The organism is Dietzia sp. NPDC055340 (assembly GCF_053645335.1).
Genome location: NZ_JBSHML010000013.1, coordinates 49,043 through 69,903 on the forward strand (window position 1 = coordinate 49,043; position 20,861 = coordinate 69,903).

General features: G+C 69.8%; 21 protein-coding genes and 1 tRNA gene. 7 read left to right on the forward strand and 15 right to left on the reverse strand.

Features of this window, described 5'->3' with window-relative positions:
- Positions 1-49: 49 nt before the first annotated feature.
- From ACWIFB_RS11155 to ACWIFB_RS11170, 4 genes are all read right to left on the reverse strand, one after another.
- Positions 50-193 (reverse strand): hypothetical protein, encoded by a 144-nt coding sequence (locus ACWIFB_RS11155; protein WP_230930956.1) that lies wholly within the window; start codon positions 191-193, stop codon positions 50-52.
- Between the two features lie 53 nt (positions 194-246).
- Positions 247-1,422, reverse strand: a complete 1,176-nt coding sequence (locus ACWIFB_RS11160; protein WP_454058275.1) for an aminotransferase class I/II-fold pyridoxal phosphate-dependent enzyme — start codon at positions 1,420-1,422, stop codon at positions 247-249.
- A 35-nt stretch (positions 1,423-1,457) separates the two neighbouring features.
- Entirely contained in the window at positions 1,458-3,083 is a 1,626-nt protein-coding gene (locus ACWIFB_RS11165) for an SLC13 family permease (RefSeq protein ID WP_454058276.1), read from the reverse strand.
- A 179-nt stretch (positions 3,084-3,262) separates the two neighbouring features.
- A complete protein-coding gene (locus ACWIFB_RS11170) occupies positions 3,263-4,894 on the reverse strand; it encodes an AMP-binding protein (RefSeq protein WP_454058277.1) in 1,632 nt (543 codons plus the stop codon).
- Positions 4,895-5,085: 191 nt separating this feature from the next.
- Between ACWIFB_RS11170 and ACWIFB_RS11175 the strand changes: the two genes are divergently transcribed.
- Together ACWIFB_RS11175 and idi are read left to right on the forward strand one after the other, a co-directional pair.
- The gene (locus tag ACWIFB_RS11175) at positions 5,086-6,243 is read left to right on the forward strand and encodes an acyl-CoA dehydrogenase family protein (protein WP_454058278.1); all 1,158 of its coding nucleotides are present in this window, start codon (positions 5,086-5,088) and stop codon (positions 6,241-6,243) included.
- 102 nt (positions 6,244-6,345) lie between these two features.
- Positions 6,346-6,894 (forward strand): isopentenyl-diphosphate Delta-isomerase, encoded by a 549-nt coding sequence (gene idi / locus ACWIFB_RS11180; RefSeq protein WP_454058279.1) that lies wholly within the window; start codon positions 6,346-6,348, stop codon positions 6,892-6,894.
- A gap of 74 nt (positions 6,895-6,968) precedes the next feature.
- On the opposite strand, the gene ACWIFB_RS11185 is transcribed toward idi, so the two are convergent.
- From ACWIFB_RS11185 to ACWIFB_RS11195, 3 genes are all read right to left on the reverse strand, one after another.
- The gene (locus ACWIFB_RS11185) at positions 6,969-8,897 is read right to left on the reverse strand and encodes a calcineurin-like phosphoesterase C-terminal domain-containing protein (protein ID WP_454058280.1); all 1,929 of its coding nucleotides are present in this window, start codon (positions 8,895-8,897) and stop codon (positions 6,969-6,971) included.
- Positions 8,898-9,200: 303 nt separating this feature from the next.
- Entirely contained in the window at positions 9,201-10,457 is a 1,257-nt protein-coding gene (gene purD / locus ACWIFB_RS11190) for a phosphoribosylamine--glycine ligase (protein ID WP_454058281.1), read from the reverse strand.
- A gap of 80 nt (positions 10,458-10,537) precedes the next feature.
- A complete protein-coding gene (locus ACWIFB_RS11195; protein ID WP_454058282.1) occupies positions 10,538-11,269 on the reverse strand; it encodes a TetR/AcrR family transcriptional regulator in 732 nt (243 codons plus the stop codon).
- Between the two features lie 128 nt (positions 11,270-11,397).
- Here ACWIFB_RS11195 and ACWIFB_RS11200 point away from each other — a divergent pair, with 128 nt between their 5' ends.
- A complete protein-coding gene (locus ACWIFB_RS11200; RefSeq protein WP_452099524.1) occupies positions 11,398-11,826 on the forward strand; it encodes an HIT family protein in 429 nt (142 codons plus the stop codon).
- Between the two features lie 11 nt (positions 11,827-11,837).
- On the opposite strand, the gene ACWIFB_RS11205 is transcribed toward ACWIFB_RS11200, so the two are convergent.
- Both ACWIFB_RS11205 and ACWIFB_RS11210 read right to left on the reverse strand, forming a co-directional pair.
- Positions 11,838-12,230: a nuclear transport factor 2 family protein gene (locus ACWIFB_RS11205; RefSeq protein ID WP_452099525.1), complete on the reverse strand. Its 393-nt coding sequence runs from the start codon at positions 12,228-12,230 to the stop codon at positions 11,838-11,840.
- Positions 12,231-12,248: 18 nt separating this feature from the next.
- Positions 12,249-12,662 carry a nuclear transport factor 2 family protein gene (locus ACWIFB_RS11210; protein WP_452099526.1) on the reverse strand — a complete coding sequence of 138 codons (414 nt, stop codon included), beginning with the start codon at positions 12,660-12,662 and terminating at the stop codon, positions 12,249-12,251.
- 69 nt (positions 12,663-12,731) lie between these two features.
- On the opposite strand from ACWIFB_RS11210, the gene ACWIFB_RS11215 reads away from it, so the two are divergent.
- The gene (locus ACWIFB_RS11215) at positions 12,732-13,001 is read left to right on the forward strand and encodes a hypothetical protein (RefSeq protein WP_452099527.1); all 270 of its coding nucleotides are present in this window, start codon (positions 12,732-12,734) and stop codon (positions 12,999-13,001) included.
- A gap of 1 nt (position 13,002) precedes the next feature.
- Here ACWIFB_RS11215 and ACWIFB_RS11220 read toward each other — a convergent pair whose 3' ends face one another.
- Positions 13,003-13,368, reverse strand: a complete 366-nt coding sequence (locus tag ACWIFB_RS11220) for an META domain-containing protein (RefSeq protein WP_454058283.1) — start codon at positions 13,366-13,368, stop codon at positions 13,003-13,005.
- A gap of 43 nt (positions 13,369-13,411) precedes the next feature.
- Positions 13,412-13,484: transfer RNA gene (locus ACWIFB_RS11225), tRNA-Thr, on the reverse strand.
- Between the two features lie 135 nt (positions 13,485-13,619).
- Between ACWIFB_RS11225 and ACWIFB_RS11230 the strand changes: the two genes are divergently transcribed.
- The 3 genes from ACWIFB_RS11230 (at position 13,620) to ACWIFB_RS11240 (ending at position 16,765) form a co-directional block, all read left to right on the forward strand.
- Positions 13,620-15,002, forward strand: coding sequence for a threonine/serine ThrE exporter family protein (locus ACWIFB_RS11230; RefSeq protein WP_452099529.1), 1,383 nt, complete (start codon positions 13,620-13,622; stop codon positions 15,000-15,002).
- 75 nt (positions 15,003-15,077) lie between these two features.
- The gene (locus ACWIFB_RS11235) at positions 15,078-15,260 is read left to right on the forward strand and encodes a hypothetical protein (protein WP_452099530.1); all 183 of its coding nucleotides are present in this window, start codon (positions 15,078-15,080) and stop codon (positions 15,258-15,260) included.
- A gap of 56 nt (positions 15,261-15,316) precedes the next feature.
- Positions 15,317-16,765 carry an alpha,alpha-trehalose-phosphate synthase (UDP-forming) gene (locus ACWIFB_RS11240; protein WP_454058284.1) on the forward strand — a complete coding sequence of 483 codons (1,449 nt, stop codon included), beginning with the start codon at positions 15,317-15,319 and terminating at the stop codon, positions 16,763-16,765.
- 31 nt (positions 16,766-16,796) lie between these two features.
- On the opposite strand, the gene ACWIFB_RS11245 is transcribed toward ACWIFB_RS11240, so the two are convergent.
- Genes ACWIFB_RS11245 through ACWIFB_RS11260 form a run of 4 tightly spaced genes read right to left on the reverse strand, consistent with a single transcriptional unit; the run spans position 16,797 to position 20,861 of the window.
- Positions 16,797-17,669, reverse strand: coding sequence for a hypothetical protein (locus tag ACWIFB_RS11245; protein ID WP_452099532.1), 873 nt, complete (start codon positions 17,667-17,669; stop codon positions 16,797-16,799).
- On the reverse strand, positions 17,666-18,208 hold the full coding sequence (locus ACWIFB_RS11250; protein WP_452099533.1) for a hypothetical protein: 543 nt from the start codon (positions 18,206-18,208) through the stop codon (positions 17,666-17,668). The genes ACWIFB_RS11245 and ACWIFB_RS11250 overlap by 4 nt, the downstream gene beginning before the upstream one ends.
- Positions 18,208-19,626, reverse strand: a complete 1,419-nt coding sequence (locus ACWIFB_RS11255) for an MCE family protein (protein ID WP_452099534.1) — start codon at positions 19,624-19,626, stop codon at positions 18,208-18,210. Before ACWIFB_RS11255 ends, ACWIFB_RS11250 begins: the two co-directional genes overlap by 1 nt.
- Complete coding sequence (locus ACWIFB_RS11260; RefSeq protein WP_452099535.1) at positions 19,623-20,861, reverse strand: MCE family protein; 1,239 nt, start codon at positions 20,859-20,861, stop codon at positions 19,623-19,625. Before ACWIFB_RS11260 ends, ACWIFB_RS11255 begins: the two co-directional genes overlap by 4 nt.

Here is a 20,861-nt window from a genome sequence, read left to right on the forward strand (position 1 = left end):
GGTGGGCGGCAACCAGGCAGACCGAGGTTCGGCGGGGCCAGCCGATCGATCAGGAGACCATGGACCCACCGGTGGACCCGTTGAAGATCTGCGAGGCGTTGAGGTAGACCTCCTCGACCGGCAGCGGTGCCTGCAGCAGTAGCCACGGCCGAAGGATGTAGACGCCGATGGTGATGATCTCTGCGGAACCCATGGGGTGAAGGTAGCCCGCCGCGGCAACCTGTGGGGTGAGCTACGCCTTGAGAACTAATCCACCAACACAGCCTCGAGGCGGACCATGGCCTCGGCGATCTCGTCGGTGCTGCCCGCGAAGCTCAACCGGACGGTGTGCCGGCCATCGACGGTGTCGAAGTCGACGCCGGGTGTGAGCGCGACCCCGGTCCGGTCGAGGACGTCGGCGCACCAGGCGACGGAGTCGTCCGTCCAGCGCGACACGTCGAAGTAGGCGTAGAACGCGCCGTCCGGTGGGGCCACCTCCTCGACTCCCAACTCCCCCAGCCGCCGCAGCACCAGCTCACGGTTGCGGGCGTAGCGCTCGACATGCCCGTCGAGTTCGGCGGCCGAGGCCTCCGTGAACGCCGCGACGGCCGCGAACTGTGCGTCGGCGGGCGGACAGATGGTGAGGTTGCCGGTCAGCCGGTCCACGGGATCGCGCAGGTACTCGGGTAGCAGCATCCAACCGATCCGCCACCCGGTCATCGAGAAGTACTTGGACACCGACCCCATCACCACAGCGTCGCGGCTGGTCTGCCACGCGCTCGCGCACTCCCGGCCGTACGTGACCCCGTGATAGATCTCGTCGCTGACGAGCAGGGTCCCGTTCGCCGAACACCAGCGGGTGAGGTCGGCGAGCGCGCCCGAGTCGATGATCGTGCCGGTGGGGTTGGCGGGGCTGGCCACGATCAGTCCCGCCGGTGCGTGGCCGAGGTCGGCCGTGACTGCCTCGAGCTGCGCGACCGTCGGTTGGTAGCGGGTCTCGGGCCCGCACGCGATCTCGCGCACGTGGCACCCCAACGCCTGGAGGGTGTTGCGGTAGGCGGGATAGCCGGGACGCGCCATCACCACGGTGTCGCCAGCATCGAACGCGGCGAGGAAGAGCACGGTGAAGCCGCCGGAGGACCCGGTGGTGACGACGACGTCGTCGACGGTCACGTCCACGCCGTCCCGTCGCCGGTGATACGTCGCGATCGCCTCGCGGAGGGGGCGGATCCCGAGCGCCTCCGTGTACCCGAGGATCTCCGTGTCGAGGGCGTGATGCGCGGCCGCCAGCACCGGGCCGGGTGCCGGTGTCGACGGCTGCCCGGCACAGAGGGAGATCACATCGCCGTGGGTCTCCTGCCGGCGGGCCGCGGCGGCCAGGACGCTCATGACGTGGAACGGCTCGACGGCCGAGCGGCGGGAGGGCTCGCGGAAGGCGGACATGACACAGACGTTAGCGTCCGCGTTCGAGGCGGTGGCTACACAGTCAACCCGAACACCCACACCAACAGCGTCATGGTGACCAGGGTGATGGCCACCAGCCCGAACAGGTTGAGCCAGATCCCGCCCCGGATCATCTGCCCGATCGTCACGTACCCCGATCCGTAGGCGATCGCGTTGGGCGGAGTGGCCACGGGAAGCATGAACGCACAGCTCGCGGCGAGGGCGACAGGCACGGCCAGCAGCATCGGGTCGACACCCAGGCCGATGGCGACGCCACCGGCCACCGGCAGGAACGTCGCGGCAGTAGCGGTGTTGCTGGTGAGCTCGGTGAGAATCAGGACCCCGCCGGCCGCGACGAGGACCAGGAGGACGATCGGCAGCGCTCCCAGCGCCGCGGCCTGCTCGCCGATCCATACGGTGAGGCCGGATGCGGAGAACTGCGCGGACAGCGCGAGGCCGCCGCCGAACAACAACAGCACGCCCCATGGCAGCTCCAGGGCCGCGTTCCAGGTGAGCAGCCGAACCCCGCGCGCCGTTCCGGCGGGCAGCAGGAACAGCAGCAGGCCGGCGATCAGCGCGATTCCCGCGTCCGTGACGGGCGGGGTCTCCCACACCAGCGGGACCGCCACCCAGGCGACGGCCGCCGCGACGAACACCACGAGGACGCGCTTCTCCCCGGACGAGGTCGTGCCGAGCTTGCGGAGCTCGTCGTCGAACAGCTCGCGGCCGCCCGGGATCTCCTCGAGCTCGGGCTTGAACAGCACCTTGGTGAGGAGGAACCACGTGAACACCAGCATGACCACGGCGAGCGGCAGGCCCACCAGCATCCACCGTCCGAAGCCCAGGACGATGTCGAACTCGGTCTCCAGGTAACCGGCCAGCAGGGTGTTGGGCGGGGTACCGATGATGGTCGCCAGCGACCCGACGGAGGCCGCGTAGGCGATGCCCAGCATGAGCGAGGTGCCGAAGTTGGACCGGATGACGGTCTTGGCGGCCTCGTCCATGGACGCCCCGGAGCCGTCATCCGCCGTGGCCTCCCGTCCGAGTTCGGAGGCCAGCATGAGCACGGAGACACCGATCGGCAGCATCATCACCGCGGTCGCCGTGTTGGACACCCACATGCTGAGGAAGCCGGTGGCGATCATGAACCCGGCCACCACCCTCGTGGACCGGGTCCCCATCGCGCGCACGGTGAGCAACGCGATTCGTCTGTGCAGGTTCCACCGCTGCATCGCGATGGCGATGAGGAACCCGCCCATGAACAGGAAGATGATGTTGTTCCCGTACTCGGCGCCGACGTCGTCCACCGTGATGTCGGTGCCGAACACAGGGAACGCGACGAGGGGCACGAGCGCGGTCGCCGGGATGGGCAGACACTCGGTCATCCACCAGATCCCCAACAGGACGGCGACGGCGGCGGTGAGCCGCGCGTTGTGCTCGAGGTCGCCCGGCAGGACGAAGTAGACCAACAGAGCTGCCGCCACGCCCGCGACCACCCCGACGACCGAGCGGATGAACTCGCTGCGGGGCACCGCCTCGTCGAGCTCGCCCGGCGACCGCTGGTCGATCTCGGCACCCCGGTCGGGGTCCGGCTCCAGTCCCTGTAGGTGCGGGGCCAACACGATCTTGCGATCGTCGTTCCCGTCGTCGTGTTCGGCCATCTCGTCTCCCTTGTCCGCCTCACCGTCATACCCGGTGCAGGGCGGCTCTACGGTAGCGGTCTGCAGGCCGGGCCCACATTCGGACCACACCTACAGGACGACCGCCGGGGCATGCTGGCCGCCACCGACGTTCTGTCGCCGTCACTGCGAAAAATGACGCCCGGCGAGTAGCGCGCTGCTCAGTTCTGGCCCGAACGCTCCTTGCGGAGCAGGAAGCGCTGGATCTTGCCCGAGGGGGTCTTGGGCAGCTCGCGTGCGAAGTGGATCCTGCGGGGGAACGCGTGCGCCGCGAACTCGGTCTTGACCCACTTCTGGAGCTCGGCGGCCTTGTCGTCGTCGCCCTCCACCCCGTCACGTAGCACGACGTACGCCTCCAGGACCTCGCCCGCGAGGTCGTCGGGCACGCCGATGATCGCCGACTCGAGGACGTCCGGGTGCTTGGCCAGGACCGACTCCACATCGAAGGGGCCGATGCGGTAGCCGGACATGATGATCACGTCGTCGTCGCGGCTGGAAAAGTAGAAGTGCCCGTCGTCGTCGAGCTTGGCTGCGTCACCGGTGTAGTACCAGCGCCCGTCCTTGCTGAACCGCTCGGCGGTCTTCTCGGGCGCCTCGTGGTAGCCCGTGAACCACATGAGCGGGCTCGCGGGCACGTCGATCGCCACGCGGCCGAGCTCGCCCGCCGGGGCGGGCACGTCGGCGTCGGCGGCGAGGACTGCGCAGGTCCACCCCGGCAACGGCACACCCATCGAGCCGGGGCGGACGTCCTCCCGCAGCGAGTCGTGCCACGGGTTGATGATGAACATGCCGTGCTCGGTCTGCCCGTACTGGTCGCGGACCTCCACGCCGAACTGCTCGATCGACCAGTCGATCACCTCGGGGGTGAGCGGCTCGCCCGCGGCCGAGGCGCGGCGCAGCTTCACGTCCGCGGGGGCGATGTCGGCCTTGGCGCGCATCGTCCGGTAGACGGTCGGCGCGGCGGCGAAGTTGGTGACGTGGAAGAACTGCAGCACCGCGAACGCCAACTCCGGCGAGTAGCGCGCGTGCAGCAGGAGGCTGCGCCGGCCGACGGCCATCGGGCCGAGGATCCCGTAGTACAGGCCGTACGCCCAGCCCGGGTCGGCGCCGTTCCAGAAGACGTCGTCGGCACGCACGTCCAGACCGGTCTCGATGTACTGGTGGAATGCGGCCAGCGCGCGGACAGGCACCACGACGCCCTTCGGGGTGCCTGTAGTGCCGGAGGTGAAGAGCATGACCATGCCGGCGTCCGGGCCGGTGACCGCGGCGGGGCGGCCGGGCTCCTGGGCGGCGATGATGGTCGCCAGGTCCAGGTCGCCCTCGCGGGCCTCGGGGCAGTCCGCGAGCCCGGCCACGACCACCGGGACGCCCGCCTTCTCGATCTTCCCGCGCTGGTCGGCGTCGGAGATGATCACCTTTGCGTCGCCGCCGTTGATACGCATCTCGATCGCGGGCCACGCGAACGCGGTGAACAGCGGCATGTGGACGGCGCCCAGGCGCCAGATGCCCACGAGCGTGAACACCAGGTCCGCCGACTTGGACATCAGCGTGGCCACCCGGTCGCCCTCGGACACCCCGAGGTCGGCCAGCGCGGCGGCGACCTTCTCACTCTCGGTGCGCAGTTCGCCGTACGTGATGTCGCGACCGGAGAGATCGGCGTCGATGACCGTGAAGGCCACGGCCTCCGGGTCATGCCGGTCGCAGAGGAACTCCGCGGCACTGGCGCCGGGGACGTCGTAGATCGCCAGCAGTTGCTCCGGCGACAGGGGCGTGGACGCGGTGTTCTGGATCATACCCACCGATTCTGGTCGAGTGGCCGGATACTGCGCCACCACCACCCACCGACGGGCACCCCCGGTTTCGGGGCTGGCCCGCCGCGGCGACGCCGGTGCAGTCTGGCGGTGCACTCTAATGGAACATCTATCTGTTTTCGCATGCACGCTGTTTGTGCCCGCACGACTACCGAACGCCCCCGGAGGACCCCATGGCCGTCGACCGACTGCTCCCCACCGACGAGGCCTACGAGCTGCTCGAGATGACCCGCGACGTAGCGGACAAGCTGCTCGAGCCGATCGCCGCAGAGCACGAGCGGAACCACACCTACCCGGAGGGGCTGTTCGCGCAGCTCGGCGAGGTCGGGCTGCTCGGCCTGCCCTACCCCGAGGAATTCGGCGGCGGCGACCAGCCGTACGAGGTCTACCTGCAGGTGCTCGAGGAGCTCGGCGCGCGCTGGGCCGCCGTCGCCGTGGCCACCAGCGTGCACGGGCTGTCCTGCTTCCCGCTGGCCACCGCCGGTTCCGACGAGCAGAAGGCCGAGTGGCTGCCCGGGTTGCTCGCCGGTGAGCAGATCGGCGCGTACTCGCTGTCCGAGCCGCAGGCCGGGTCCGACGCGGCGGCGCTGCGCTGCCGGGCTGTCCGGGAGGGCGATGGCCCGGGCGCCGACTACGTGGTCACCGGCACCAAGTCGTGGATCACCCACGGCGGGATCGCCGACGTCTACAACACCTTCCTGCGCACCGGCGAGGGCTCGCGCGGCATCTCCTGCCTGCTCGTGCCGCGTGACACCGAGAACCTGCACTTCGGCAAGCCCGAGGACAAGATGGGCCTCAACGGCGTGCCCACCACCACCGCGTCCTACGAGGGCGCCCGGGTCGACGCCGGCCGGCTGATCGGCGCCGAGGGCGACGGCCTGCGGATCGCGTTCTCGGCCCTGGACTCGGGTCGCCTCGGGATCGCCGCGGTCGCGACCGGCATCGCCCAGCGGGCCCTCGACGACGCCGTGGCCTACGCCAACGAGCGCGAGGCGTTCGGCAAGACCATCATCGGCCACCAGGGCCTGGGCTTCCTGCTCGCCGACATGGCCGCCGCAGTCGGCTCCGCCCGCTCCACCTACCTGGATGCCGCGCGCCGCAAGGACGCCGGTCGCCCGTACTCGCGCGAGGCGTCGATCGCCAAGCTCACCGCCACCGACGCGGCCATGAAGGTCACCACCGATGCCGTCCAGGTGCTCGGCGGCGTCGGCTACACCCGCGAGTTCCCGGCGGAGCGCTACATGCGCGAGGCCAAGATCACCCAGATCTTCGAGGGCACCAACCAGATCCAGCGCCTGGTGATCGCGCGTGGAATGACGGACCGGGCATGACGGATCGGGCATGACGGACCGGGCATGACGAACTGAGCCCGGCACCCCGGGGCGGGACGCGCGGTCGGCTGCGCGCCCCGCCCTGCGCCTATGGTGGGCCGCATGCCCCCGCACTCTGACTCCCCCGCCCCCGCCGAGTACGTCGTTCTGCTCGACGAGGACGGCACCCCCGTCGGCTCCGCCGACAAGGCGGTCATCCACACCGACGCCACCCCCCTGCACCTGGCCTTCTCGTGCCATCTGGTCGACGACGACGGGCGGGTCCTGCTGACCCGACGCGCACTGGGGAAGTTGACCTGGCCGGGGATCTGGACCAACTCGTTCTGCGGCCACCCCGGGCCCGGCGAGGACCCGGCCGAGGCGATCGTGCGCCGGGCGGAGCAGGAACTGGGCACGCGGGTCGACTCGATCGAGCCCGCGATCCCCGATTTCCGCTACCGCGCCGTCGACGACTCCGGTGTGGTCGAGAACGAGATCTGCCCGGTGTTCACCGCCCGCATCCGCGCTGACCTGAACCCGCACCCCGGCGAGGTGTGCGCCCACCACTGGGCTCGCCCCGAGGATGTGCGCGCCGCCGTCGACGCCACGCCCTTCGCGTTCAGCCCGTGGATGGTGGCGCAGGTTCCGCGGATGGCGCTCTACTCCCGCTGAGCGCCACCCGCGTACCCTTCGGCCGGCCGGGCCTACCACGCGCCGGCGATTCGGCGCCGGTGGTTCAGCGCCGGCTACTCGGCGGCAGCCGCATCGACGGTGAAGGTGAGCGTGTCCGTGTAGGTCACGCCGTACCGGTCGGTCCCGCTGATCTCGACGGTGTGTTCGCCCGCCTCGAGATCGGACGGCAGGTCGAACCGCCACACGTGCGGGCTCGCCTGCGCCATCGCTCCGCTGCTCGACAGGTTGTGCGTGGCCGAGACCGGGTCGGTGAACTCCCACCCCTTGTTGAGCGCCTCACCAGTCGCCGGCTGCGTGTGCGTGCCCTCGGTCGCCTCGCCGCCGTCCAGTGAGAAGCTCACGTCGGCAGCGGTGGAGCCGGCGAAGAAGCTGGTCGAGATCCAGGCCTCGCCCGAGCGGACGTCCTCCAGCGACACGGTGTCGGTCGCGATCGGGCCGGGGCCCTCGCCCGCCTTGTCGTCGTCCTGCCACTGCTGCGCCTCCTCGGCCCACGCGCGCCAGGTGGGGCTGTTGACCCCGGTGAGGAACTGCTTGTCCTGCGGCTCGCCCCGGACGGTGTAGTACTCGGACCGCTCGGTGCCGTCGAACTCGAAGGTCAGTACGCCCGGCTCGGCGGCGTCCGAGGTGTAGGAGTAGGGCACGCCGTCGTCGTTGAGCTCACCCGAGTACCAGGAACCCGACACCGCGCCGGCCACGACCTGGTCGTGGGTCAGCTCGGGGATCCCCGCGTCCGCCCACTCCGCGCGCTGATCGCCCGCGATGTGATTCTCGAGCGTGTGGGTGTGGCCGCCGACGGTCACGGCGTTCGGGTAGTCGGCCAGGATCTCGTAGAGCTCGCTGGCGTTGTCGGTGACGACCCCCGTGTAGCTGACGATGGGGGCGTGCGCGGCCACCACGATCGGTGTGTTCTCGTCCACGGTGGCCAGATCGTTGCGGAGCCATTCGAGCTGCTCGTCGGTGATCGCCTCGGCGTATCCGCCGTTGCCGCCATCGGCCGACGTGCCGTTGTAGATGACGTTGAACAGGCCCACGAAGTGCGTCTGGCCCACGTCGTAGGAGTAGTACGGGGCGCCGAAGTCGCGCCGGTAGGTGTCGACGGAGTTCTCCGGGCCCGCAGCATCGAAGTCCATGTCGTGATTACCCGGGATGGCGCGCACCGGGCCGTTGGCCGCGGCGTAAGAGTCCTTGAGCGCAGGGTTCAGCGCGAGGTCGTCGCCCACGTTGTCGCCCAGGAGCAGGAGGCCGCAACCCGCGTAGTCGTCGCGGGCCATGAGGTCGGCGATCGCGCCGGCGCGCGCGTACTCCATCTCCTCCATGTCGTAGGCCTGGGTATCCGAGGCGATCGCGCAGGACTGCTCGGCAGCCGCGGTGGCCCCGGAGGCCGCCATCGGGAAGTTCACGGCCTTCGGAAGATCTCCGGTCGGCTCGAGGCCGCCGAACTCCAGCTCCGGCGAGCCCTCCGGGTAGTGGTTGTAGCTGAACTGGGCGAAGTTCTGCTCGTCGACCGGCACCTGCCAGCCGGCCGGCTGGGTCACGAACGCGGTGAAGTCGCCGCGGACCGGCAGCTCGTAGCGGCCCTCGGCATCGGTCTGGACCACGTCGAGGCCGTTGGAGACGCTGACCCCCGGAATGCCGGCTTCCCCACCGTCAATCCGCGAGTTCTTGTTGGCGTCGTCGAACACCTGACCTGTGAGGATCTCCGGATTCTCGGCCTCGCCGTCGACCACCTGGATGCCTCCGGCGTAGAGGCCGTCGTTGCCGGGCCCGCCGGGTCCGCCGGGGAGAAGGTCGCCGAGCGAGCCGGTGAGCGATCCGCTCGACCCGTCGGCCCCGCTCACCGATCCGAGGGGCAGGCTCCCGCCGTCCTGGGCCATGGCGGGCGTGACGGACAGCCCGACCGCGGCGACGGCCGACACCCCGGCCACCGCGATTCGAACCCCGGCGAGGCGCGCGGCGCCTGCACGGTTCGCTTGCAGATACATCGGTTCTCCTTCAGGAAAAGTGAAGTGCTTCTTGCGAAGTCGAACCGTAGGGAGCGGGCGGAACATCGAAGTGTCGCCACGGGGGCACGAACCTGAACACGAACCGTCCACCCGTGATCACCGTGGCCACATAGCGTTGATGACCGATCAGCGATCGCCGCCGGGCTCCACATAGTGGACTGGTGTGACCACATTGTGAAATCCCGGCGGCGCGTGGAAATAAGGATTCAGTGAACCCGCCTCCCGGCGGGCGAGTCGGGGCGGGCCGGGAGGCAGTCAGGAGACGCCCGGGACGAGCCGAGATCAGCCGGGGATGCTGATGCGTCCCTCTTCGGCGGCCTGGCCGATGTCACGCCGGAAGTGGCCTCCGGCCAGCCCGACCCCGTCGAGGATCCGGTACGCCTCGGCGCGGGCGGCAGCCAGGTCGGCGCCGGTGCCGACCACCGACAGCACGCGCCCGCCGGCGGAGACCAGGTGGCCGTCGGCGTCGCGGGCGGTGCCGGCGTGCAGCACGCCCGGCTGCTCGGCGCCCTCGATGAGGTCACCGCGACGCGGCACGCCCGGGTAGTTCTCGGCGGCCAGCACCACGGTCACCGCGGCGCCGTCGCGCCACACCAGCGGCGGCTGCTCGGCGAGCGTGCCGGTGGCCACGGCGTGCAGGGTCTGCCCGAGAGGCGATTCGAGCAGCGCGAGGACGGCCTGGGTCTCGGGGTCGCCGAAGCGGCAGTTGAACTCCACGACCTCGGGCCCGTTGGAGGTGATCGCGAGCCCGGCGTAGAGCAGCCCGGAGAAGCCACATCCGCGTGCCACCATCTCGCGGGCGACGGGCTCGCACACCTCGCTGACGATCCGTTCGACCATGCCGTCCGGCAGCCACGGCAGCGGGGTGTAGGCGCCCATGCCGCCGGTGTTGGGGCCGCGGTCGCCCTCGCCGACGCGCTTGTGGTCCTGGGCGGGCAGCAGCGGGACGACCGTCTCGCCGTCGACGAGGCAGAACAGGGAGACCTCGGGGCCGTCGAGGAAGGACTCGAGCAGGACCGGGTGGCCGTCGTCGAGGCAGGCCAGCGCGTGGGCGTGGGCGGCGGCGCGGTCCCCGGTCACCACGACGCCCTTGCCTGCGGCCAGGCCGTCGTCCTTGACCACCCAGGTGGGTCCGAAGCGGTCGAGGGCCTCGTCGAGGTCCGCGGGCGAGTCGACGATCTCGGCGCGTGCGGTGCGCACGCCGGCGGCGGCCATGACGTCCTTGGCGAACGCCTTGGAGCCCTCGATGCGCGCCGCGTCGGCGGACGGTCCGAAGACGGGGATGGAGGCGGCGCGTAGCGCGTCCGCGACGCCGGCGACGAGGGGGACCTCGGGTCCGACGACGACGAGCTCGGCGCCGACCCGGCGGGCCAGCGCGGTGACCGCCGCGGGGTCCGTCACCAAGACGTCATGACTGGTCGCCTGCGCCATGCCGGGGTTCCCCGGCGCGACATGGAGCTCCGTCACCACCGGGTCGGCCGCGAGGGCGACGAGAAGGGCGTGCTCACGGGCACCGGATCCGATCACGAGAATGCGCACAGCGCCTACAGTAGCGCCGCGACCTCGACGCCCAGCCCGGGCCCGGCCGGTTCGCCCCGCGATCCGGGACCGGGACGGGCTCAGACCCGCGCGTCGGTGATGATCCCGGGAGGCAGGTCGACCGCGGCCCGGGCCTGGATGGCCCGCTCGGTGAGCAGGTCCGTCAGGCACAGGTCGAGGGTGCGGGCGATCGCCTGGCCGGCGCTCTCGGTGTCCATGGGGTGGACCCCGAACATCGCCTGCGCGCTCAGCCCGTCGATCGCCGCCCACATGGCCCGCTGGCCGTCGAGACGCAGTCCGGGCATGAAGGCGCCCTCGTCGATACCGCGATCGACGATGTCCTGCATGACCTCGCGCACCGACATGCCCGACTCGGCGACGACGGACGAGACGCCGAGGGTCTCGAGCATCATCCTCGCCCAGGCGGGCTCGTCGACGGCGAAACCGACGACCGCGATCGCGGCGTTGCGCAGGTCGATGTAGGCGGCCAGCACGGGATCGGTCGTCGCCGTCGTCGGCTCGATCGCGGCGATACGGTCACGCATCGCGTCGAAGCCTCTCCCCGAGACCTCTTCGACCAACTGCTGCCGGTTGGCGAAATGCCGGTACGCGGCCGTTGCCGAGACACCGATCCGGGGGGCGATCTCGCGCAGCACGATCGCCTTCTCACCGGATTCGCGGGCCCGGGCCGTGGCCTCGAGGATGATGGCGTTGCGCAGGTCCCCGTGGTGGTAGGACTTCTTCTTGCCACCCTCGTTCACTGGAGCCGCCTTCGCGGCGTCCGCCGCTGTGGGAACTTGAGCCTCGATCATTGCGACGCTCCTTCTCTTCGCTGTGACATGCGGCCTCCGCCCGTGAGCGGGGCCATATAAAACCCATTAGACCACTTGTTGCCACGAGCCCGCCGGAAGCGCGGGCACGGGTCCGTAGGCTGAGAGTCATGTCGACGGTATTCAGCAAGATCATCGCCGGTGAGCTACCGGGCCGGTTCGTCTGGCAGGACCCGGAGGTGGTCGCCTTCCTGACCATCGCGCCGGTCGCGCCCGGGCACACCCTCGTCGTTCCGCGGGCCGAGGTGGACCGCTGGACCGACCTCGAGCCCGCGTTGCTGACGCGGCTCAACGAGGTCGCGCAGGCCGTGGGCAAGGCCGTGCTGAGCGGGTTCGGTGCGTCCCGCGCGGGCTACCTCATCGCCGGTTTCGAGGTGCCACACACGCACATCCACGTCTTCCCCGCGAACGACATGTCCGGTTTCGACCTGTCGCTGGCCGATCCCGACGCCCCGGCCGAGGAGTCCGACGCCGCCGCCGAGACCCTCCGCCGGTCACTGCGCGAGCTGGGCTACGGCGAGTTCGTCCCCGAGGCCTGAGCCCTGAGCCCTCAGTGCCCGAGCGCGTCGGTGACGATTCTCATGTCCTGGTAGTCGACCCACCGGCACACCAGACCGTCGCGAAACTCGAAGAACGCGCCCACCTCGAGCGCGAGGGCCCGGCCGCCGATGGTCAGATGGGTGGTCCGGTTGAGCGCCGCGGTGTCCCCCGCCGCCAGGACGTGGTGGATCGTCACCCTGACGTCGGTCGAGACCTCGCCGTTGAATTCCATGACGTGCCGCAGCCCCTCGTGCCCGTGCACGGTCTGGATCCCCTCGATCCGCAACTCCAGGTCGGGCGTGCAGCATGCGGCGGCCGCCTCGTAGTTCCCCGAGAACGCGGCGTCGACGAGCGCGCGCGCCACGTCGGCGGGGCCGCGTTCGGACATCTGTCGGTCACTCATCCCTCGCTCCTTCGTCCACTACCCGGCGACCGAGTCGATGGACTCCATGCTCTTGTAGTCCGACCACCGCGTGACGAGGCCGTCCTCGACCTCCACGAACGAGCATCCGCGGATCTCGATCCCGCCGCTGGGCAGCAGGTACCGCTCGATCCGACGCAGGGCGACCACCCCGTCGGACTCCAGGATCTCGCCCTCGACGGCGACCTCGAGGATCCCGGACAGCCGGTCGAAATCCGAGACGATGTCGTGGATCCCCTGGTGACCGGAGTAGTGACGTACCTGCCCCGTGGTGTAGACGATGGACGACGACGACAACGCGATCGCCGTGTCCGCGTCACCCGAGACGACGGCCCTCATCCAGGCTGTCGCGATATCAGTGGCCGACTGGTCCATCTCGGGCCCCGCTCCCTGGATATGGTCGATGCTCGTCACACGTCAGCAGTACTCGATTCGAGCATTGATGAGAGCATCCTACCCGCCGACCTCCGAGGTACCTCCACGATGACCTCCCGACCTCAGGACCTCTACCCACAGATGGGCGAAATCGCCAGAACAATAGCGGTTCTCGCCGACGATCTCGCACTCATCCGCGCCGCGAGCGAAACCTGGGACCCAGCTGAGTTGCGCGTCGATTCCGGCTCCTCGTGGTCGACGGACGAGTCGCTTGCGGCCGCGCTCGGCGACCTCGCCGGGGCCGAGGAGGCACTGCGCGCGGCGCGGGGCCGCATCGAGGGCGCATGGGCCGCGATCGGCAGGCTCGCCTCGGACTGACCTACTGCCGGGCGAGCAGCCCGATCTCCCCGCCGTCGATGTTGAAGATCGTCATCTCGTCGCCGTCCACCGTGCCGGTGTGCAGGCGGCTGAGCCAGTCGTCGACGTCGAGGCACGCCATCATCGTGGTGGCCACCCCCACGAACTCGACAGTCTGGCCCTCGGCCTCCCAGGTGCCCATGAGGCGGTTGCAGCCGTCGGAGCCGGACAGCCGGCCGTCCTCGCCGAGGTCCAGATGGGGGCCGTCAGGCTCTCCCCAGATGCCGACGGGAGACGGCCCCTTCGGCGGGTCGAACGAAGCGCATCCGGAGAGTGGGACCATGACCCCGAGTATGACCGCGGCGCCGGCCACCAGTGCGCGCTTCATGGGAGCTCCTGTCCCCTGCCGCCGGTACGGCCACCGGCACGAGAGCTGGAGACGAGACTTGAACTCGCAACCGCCCGATTACAAGTCGGGTGCGCTACCAATTGCGCCACTCCAGCACGACCTACGACCACGCGACGGACGCCCGGATCCCCGGGCGGGAAGCCCGGCGGGTGCGAACCCGTCGCGTACTCGGCGATCAGGGATCATCCTAACCTGACCACCGCCGCCGCTCCCGACTACCGTGTCCCTACGTGGAGACCCGCGACGCCCTTTCCCGGTTCACCCGCCCACTGGCGTGGCTGGGTGTCCGCAAGTCCGCGATGGATCTTGCGGCGGAGCCGCCGCTGTCGCCCATGGCGCCGGTGGATCTCGACGACGACGGCGCCGTCACCGACGTACTCAACCTCGCCCTGGAGATCGGTGGCATCCTGCTGTCCTCCGGTGAAGGCGCGGCCGACACTGTCGCGCAGGCCGAGTCCGTGGCCGCGGCGTTCGGTCTTCCCGGCGCGACGGTCGAGGTGACGTTCACATCGTTGACGATCGGCGTGAACCGTCGGCGCGGTCGCCCTCCGCTGTCGGTCATCCGGGTGGTCAACTACCGCACGGTCGACATGACCCGCGTGACACGCGTCGCCCGGCTGATCGACCTCATCGTGCGCCGTCAGCTCACCGTGGACCAGGCCACGGCCGAGGTCGAGAAGATCATCGAGTCCCCACACCCGCACTCGTTCCGGGTGGCCGTGCTGGGCTGGGCGATGCTGGGATGCGCGGTCGTCATCCAGCTCGGTGGCACCCCGCTGGCAGGCCTGTTGTCGATGGTGTCGACGTTCGCCCTGATGTACGCCAACCGCTTCCTCGACGGGATGCGACTGCCGACCTTCTTCCAGCAGGTCGTGGGCGGTTTCATCGCCACCGCGTGGGCACTGGCCGCCTTCGTCCTCGTCGCGGGCGCGTTCATCGAGGTCAGACCATCCCAACTCGTCGCCGCGGGAATCATCGTCCTCCTCGCCGGACTGACACTCGTCGGCTCGATCGAGGACGCCATCACGGGCTTCCCCGTCACCTCGGCCGGCCGCGGGGTCGAGACGCTGATCCTCACCGGCGGCGTCCTGGGCGGCATCACCATCGCGCTCGCGCTCTTCGGCCGCCTCGGCTTCTCCCCTCCCCCGATCGACCCCGCGATCCAGGGCGACGCCGCGGTACACGTGGCGATCCTCGCGGCGGGTGTCGGCGCGGCCGGATTCGCGGTGGCCAGCTACGCCACCGTGCGGGCGACCCTTCTCGCCGCGAGCGTCGGCGCCCTGGGGATGTCGATCTACCAGGCGGTTCTGGGCGCCGGGTTCGACATCGTGGTGGGCTCCGCCCTCGCCGCATGCGCGATGGGCCTGGTCGGCGGCATCCTCGCCCGTATCGCGACCGTCCCGCCGCTGGTGGTGACCATCGCCGGCATCACCCCGTTCCTGCCCGGCCTCTCCGTCTACCGCGGCCTGTCGGCTCTGACGAGCGACCAGACCGGTGTCGGTCTCGGCCTCATGTTCACGGCGCTGGCGATCGCGCTGGCACTGGCCGCCGGCATCGTGTTCGGCGAGTGGATGGCCCGCAATCTCCGCCGGTCGGCAGCCGCCGACCAGTGACGTAGGATCGGCAGGAGGACTTCCGCGCCCCACGCCGGGCGCCGGCGGTCCGACCCCGACCACAGGAGGACATCGATGGCAGCCGCCGCCGACAGCAAAGAGACCGAGATCGACGACCTGGAGCCGGTCGCAGACGAGACCGCGGACCAGGCCCGCCTCGTCGTGGCCTCCTACTCCAAAGACGCCGAGGAGTGCCGCATGCTCCTCGACATGCTCGGCATCGGGCCCGAGACGCCCGAGCCTGCTGTCGCCGAGTAAGCGGCAGCAGCTCAGCGAGCGCAGTACCCGACGGTGACCGGACAGGGAGCAGACGAGTGACACGCGATTCCGGCATGACCCCAGGTGATGCGGGAGCCGACTTCGTCGTCGTCGCCAACAGGCTCCCCGTGGACCTCGTCCGCGACGCCGACGGCACCGAACACTGGAAGGCCAGCCCCGGCGGTCTCGTGACCGCACTGGAGTCCATCCTCAGGGCCAACCACGGTGCCTGGGTGGGGTGGCCCGGTGTCCCCGACGCCGCGCCGGAGCCGTTCGACTCCGACGGCATCCGGCTCCACTCGGTCCAGCTGTCCGCCGAGGACATCTCGCAGTACTACGAGGGTTTCTCCAACGCCACCCTGTGGCCGCTGTTCCACGACGTCGTGGTTCCGCCCGAGTACCACCGCGAATGGTGGAACGCCTACCGCGACGTCAACACCCGCTTCGCCGAGGCCACCGCCGCCGCGGCGGCCCCCGGCGCCACCGTGTGGGTCCAGGACTACCAACTCCTGCTCGTCCCGCGACTCCTGCGCGAGCTGCGACCCGATCTGACCATCGGGTTCTTCCTCCACATCCCGTTCCCGCCCGTCGAGCTGTTCATGCAACTGCCGTGGCGCGCGGAGCTGGTCGAGGGCATGCTCGGCGCCGACCTGGTGGGCTTCCACCTGCCCGGCGGGGCCGACAACTTCCGCATCCTCGCCAACAAACTGCGCGGACACCCGTCGGTGCGCCTGACCTCCAGTAAGACCAAGGCCGCCGAGATCCGGGTCGACGACCGCATGGTGCGGGTCGGCGCGTTCCCCATCTCCATCGACTCGGCGGCGGTCGACCGCAGTGCCCGCGGCCGCGAGACCCTGGTCCGCGCCGACCGGCTCCGCCAGGAGGTGGGCTCCCCACGCGTGCTCCTGCTGGGCGTAGACCGACTCGACTACACCAAGGGCATCGACGTGCGGCTGCGCGCGCTCGAGGAGCTGATCGAGGAGGAGCGCCTCGACCCGTCCGAGGTGACTTTGCTGCAGCTGGCCACGCCGAGCCGTGAGCGCGTCGAGCAGTACCAGATCATGCGGTCGCGGATCGAGGAGTCGGTCGGCCGCATCAACGGCATGTACGGCGAGATCGGGCAGCCGGTCGTCACCTACATCCACCGGCCCGTGCCCAAGTCGGAGCTCACCGCGTTCTACGCCGCAGCCGACGTCATGCTGGTCACGCCCGTGCGCGACGGCATGAACCTCGTGGCCAAGGAGTACGTGGCCGCGTGCACCGACGGCGAGGGCGCGCTCGTCCTCAGCGAGTTCGCCGGCGCCGCCAATGAGCTTCGCCAGGCATACCTGTGCAATCCGCACGATCTGGACGGCGTCAAGGACGCCATCATGTCCGCGATCGACGACCCGCGCGAGGAGCGCCGCCGCCGCATGCGGTCGCTACGGCGTCAGGTCCTGGGCAACGACGTCCACGCGTGGGCGCGCCGCTTCTTCACGACCCTCGACGCCACCTCGAACGCCTGAGTCACAGGGCCGGTTTCTCCGGCCGCCCGCGTCACAGGGCGTTGAGCTTGGCCAGCTTCCAGGTGTCGCCCTCGCGCTTCATCTCCAGGCTCAGCCGCGACGCCGAACTGGCGGCCTCGGGGGCATCCTTCGTGGAGACCATGCGGTTGAGCATGACCAGCACGGTGACGTTGTCCTGGTCGACCACGTCCTGCGGTGCCGCGGCGGCGACGGTCGCATAGACGGTGGCCTCCTGCTGCTTGGCCGCCGAGGCGACCGTCGGCATGGACTGCTCCACGAACTCGCCGAGCGCCGGCTCGGTGAGGCCGGGCCGCACGGAGGCGAGGTCCGTGTCGACGGTGCGGTGGTCGTAGGTGAACATCTGGGTGGCGATCTCACGCGCCGCGTCGGTCGCCGCGGTCGGCGCGTTCGCGATCTGTTCCTCGGCTGCCGTGGCCTCGCGGGCTTCGACGTACTGCCAGGTGGCCAACCCCGCGACGACGACGAGGACCACCGACACCGCCGCCAGAATCCTGGTCAGCGCCCGCTGGCGGGCCGGGTCCATCGGTTCGCGGGCCGGGGTGTCTCGCACGTTCGCCGTGGGGGCCGCCGGGTCAGCGGAGTCGCCGGGCGTGGCGGATGCCGCCGCGGTAGATGCGGACGGGGTGGCGGCTGACGGGGTGGTCGCTGCGCCCGCGGCGGTGGCGACGCCTGCCGCGGCTCCGCCTGCTGCGCCTGCTCCGCTTGCTCCGCCGGGAGACGCCTCCATTCCCTCGAAGAGGCCGCCGGCCCGGGCCGCCTCCATCGCACGCTGGCGCGCGGCATCGGCCTTGCGCTGGGCTCGAGCTGCACGCTCGGCTTCGCGCTGGGCGCGGCGGGCGGCGCGGACGTTCGTCTCGGTTGTCTTGTCGTCTGACTCACTCACGGGATGAAGTTCACCCCCGACACCTTCATCACACCGTCGTCATGGCGGTTCACCGTGACGCGCACGCGGTACTGGCGGTCCTGGTTGTCCTCGGCCTTGGGATTGCCGATGGTCTGGTCGATGGCCATGATCACCTCGGCTCGATCGGGGTAGGAGTGCTCGACCGCCGCCGCGGACACCGCGCCGTCGGCCACGACGTTGGTGGTGGTGACGACGTCCTCGTACGAGTCGCGGCGCGGGGCGAACTGCTCGGAGAAGTCGCCCTCGATGAGTCCGACGATCTCGTCCACATCAGCCGACAATGTCTCCTGCCGGATGGTCATGAGTTTGGTCATGACGTCGGTCGCGAAGTCACGGTAGGACGCGTCGAGCTCTGCGGACGAGGCGCGGTCGGCACGGACGGTGGCCGCCTCGTTCCGCTCACTCACCCACAGCCCGGCCGCGACGACCGCCGCGACGAGGCACAGGGCCGCGATCACCGAAACCACGATCAGTCCGGTCCGCCCACCATCGGTGGGGGTCTGGTCAGACTGTGGCACTAGGTCACTCCGTTCGTCAGGATGTCAGCCAGGTCGGCGTCCGCGGCGAGCCGGCTCTCGGTACCGAGGTTCAGCTGACGATACGTCTTGCCGTCGGCGCCGAAGTACTCGCCCGTCTCGGCGTCGTACACCGCGGCGGAGGTACGGATCTCGGGCTCGCCCGAGGTGGACGACGGCACGACGTTGTAGGCATTGGGGTTGTTGCCGGGCGGCCCGACCTCGCTGGTGTTGGGCGGGTTATGGCCCTCGGGCACGTAGTTGCCGGCGCGACACTCCTCGGGGGAGGCTCCCCGACGCCCCGGGAACTCCATGCACGGCAGGTTGCGTGCACCTCGTGCGGCGATCTGCGAGTCCATCGGCACCTTGCAGTAGATCCCGTTGATCAGGGGCGGCACCGACAGATCGGCCGGGGACCGCCGGTCTTCTGCTGGTAGAAACCCCGTCGTGCAGGGCGGGGTCTCGTTGATCTGCAGGTTGAAGTCCACCTTGATCTGGCCGGATTCGCGGGCCCCTTCGATCGCGGTGATAAGCGATGACACCAGCGCCGGGTAGATCACCAACAGCTGCTCGATCGAACGGTTATAGACCACGCCGACCTCACCCACGCTGACCAGGTTGGCCACGAGCACCGGCATCGTGGGCTGAAGCTCGTTGAGCACCTTGGTGGCCCGGCCCAGTGCGTCCGGGCCGCGCTGGATCAACGACGTCACCTGGGGTTCGTTCTCACGCAGCTGATCGGTGATGTCGGCGATGTTCCGGGTCCAGGCGCGAATCGAGTCGGACGAGCGCAACTGCGAGTCGAGCACCGGCTCCGCGTCCTCGATGAGCTGACGCGTGACTCCCGAGTTGCGCTGGGCCTCCTCCAGCAGCAGCTGCGCGGAGTCCAGGAACTGCTGCAGGTCCCGGGCAGATCCGTTGAACGCGTCGAACGACTCGGAGATGACCCGCCGCATCTTGGCATCATCGATCGACGCCATGAGAACGGTGGCCTGGTCGAGGACCGGGCCGATGCTCTGCGGCATGTCGACGCGGTCCTCGCCGATCACGGTGCCGTCGGCCATGCGGCCCTCCGGCTTCCCCTCGGGCACGAACTCGACGAACTGCTCGCCCACCGCGGACACACTGCGGATCTCGGCACGCACGTTTTCGGGCACGTCGGCACCGGAGTCGAAGTGGAGCTCGGCCACGACCATGCCGGGCTTGAGCGTCACGGAGTCCACACGGCCGATGGTCTTACCGAGGTAGGAGACGTTGGAGTTTTGGTACAGGCCGCCGGTGTCCGGCATCTCTAGTGCGACATCCGTGCGCTGCCAGCCGAGCGCACGAGGCACCTGGAGGTACACCACCGACATGACCAGCAACGCCACGACGGTGACCACAGAGAAGATCGTCAGCTGGATCTTCACGAGCCGGGTCATCGGGGGGCCTCCTCGGTCGGTGCGGCGGGGCCGCCGGGGTCGTCGGCCGACTGCCCACTGACGGGCGGGTTCCCGGCGTCCGGGTTCTCGACGTCCGCGTCGGGCCGGGGCACGTCCAAGGAGAACGGGTCGGGACTGACCACCGACCCGGGAGCAAGCCCCACGTAGCCCTCGAGGCCGGCCATGCGATTACCGAACTCGGTACCCAGCAGGAACGTCTCCTCCAGACGAGGATTGGTGAGATCTGCGTCGATATAAAGGTTCGCGTAGTCACCGCGCAGGAAGTTGTCGATGCCAGCCTGCGGGAACGGGAAGGTGATGAGCGTGCTCAGCACCCGGGTCATATCGCGGCCGGAGTTGGCCAGTCCCTCGAGCACCGGCGTGAGGTCGCGGAGGTTCGCCACCAGGTTCTGTCCGCCGCCGGCGTCGATAATCTGGTTGGCCTTGTTTCCGAAGTCGCCGAGCGAGACCAGGGCGGTGGTCAGTTCCTGCTTCTGGTCGTTGATCAGACCGACTGCCTCGGGCATCTGCGCGAGAGCACGGGCGAGGGTGTCGTTCTGCTCGTCGATCTGCCGGGCCAGCCGGTCGAGTCCCTCCATCGCGGCGACGATGTCGGCGCGCTGGTCGTCGAGTCCGCTGACGGTGGTCTCCAGCTGGGTGATGACCTCCTTGGCGTCGAGCTGACGGCCGTCGAGGGCGGTGTTGAGCTCCTGCGAGATCGTCTCGAACTGCGCCAGGCCACCGTCGGTGAGGACCACCGACAGTGCCGAGAGCGTCTGCTCGGTGGTCGGGTAGACACCGGCACGCTCGATGGGGATGACATCACCTGCCGCGAGCGTCCCCTCCGCGCTGCCGTCCGGTGGCGGGAACAGCTCGAGGTGCTGCGAACCCAGCAGGCTGGTTTGCCCGATCTTGGCGTAGGCGTTGGCCGGGAGCCGTACTTCCTCGTTGAGTGAGACGGTGACGATTGCGGTATAGTCCTCGACCCTCATCGACGCGATGGAGCCGACATTGACGTCATTGACCCGGACCGGTGAGTTCCGGGTGATGGTGGTGACGTTGGGCATCTCGATGGTGACCTCGTAGGCGCCGTCGCCCTTGCCCTCGGCTCCGGGCAGCGGGAGCGAGTTGAGCCCGTCCCACGCGCAACCGGTCCCGACGAGCAGGACGGTGCTGGCGAGCGCGCCGGCAGCGAGGACCCGCGAACGGAGGATCCTTCCGGTCGGTACGGTCAT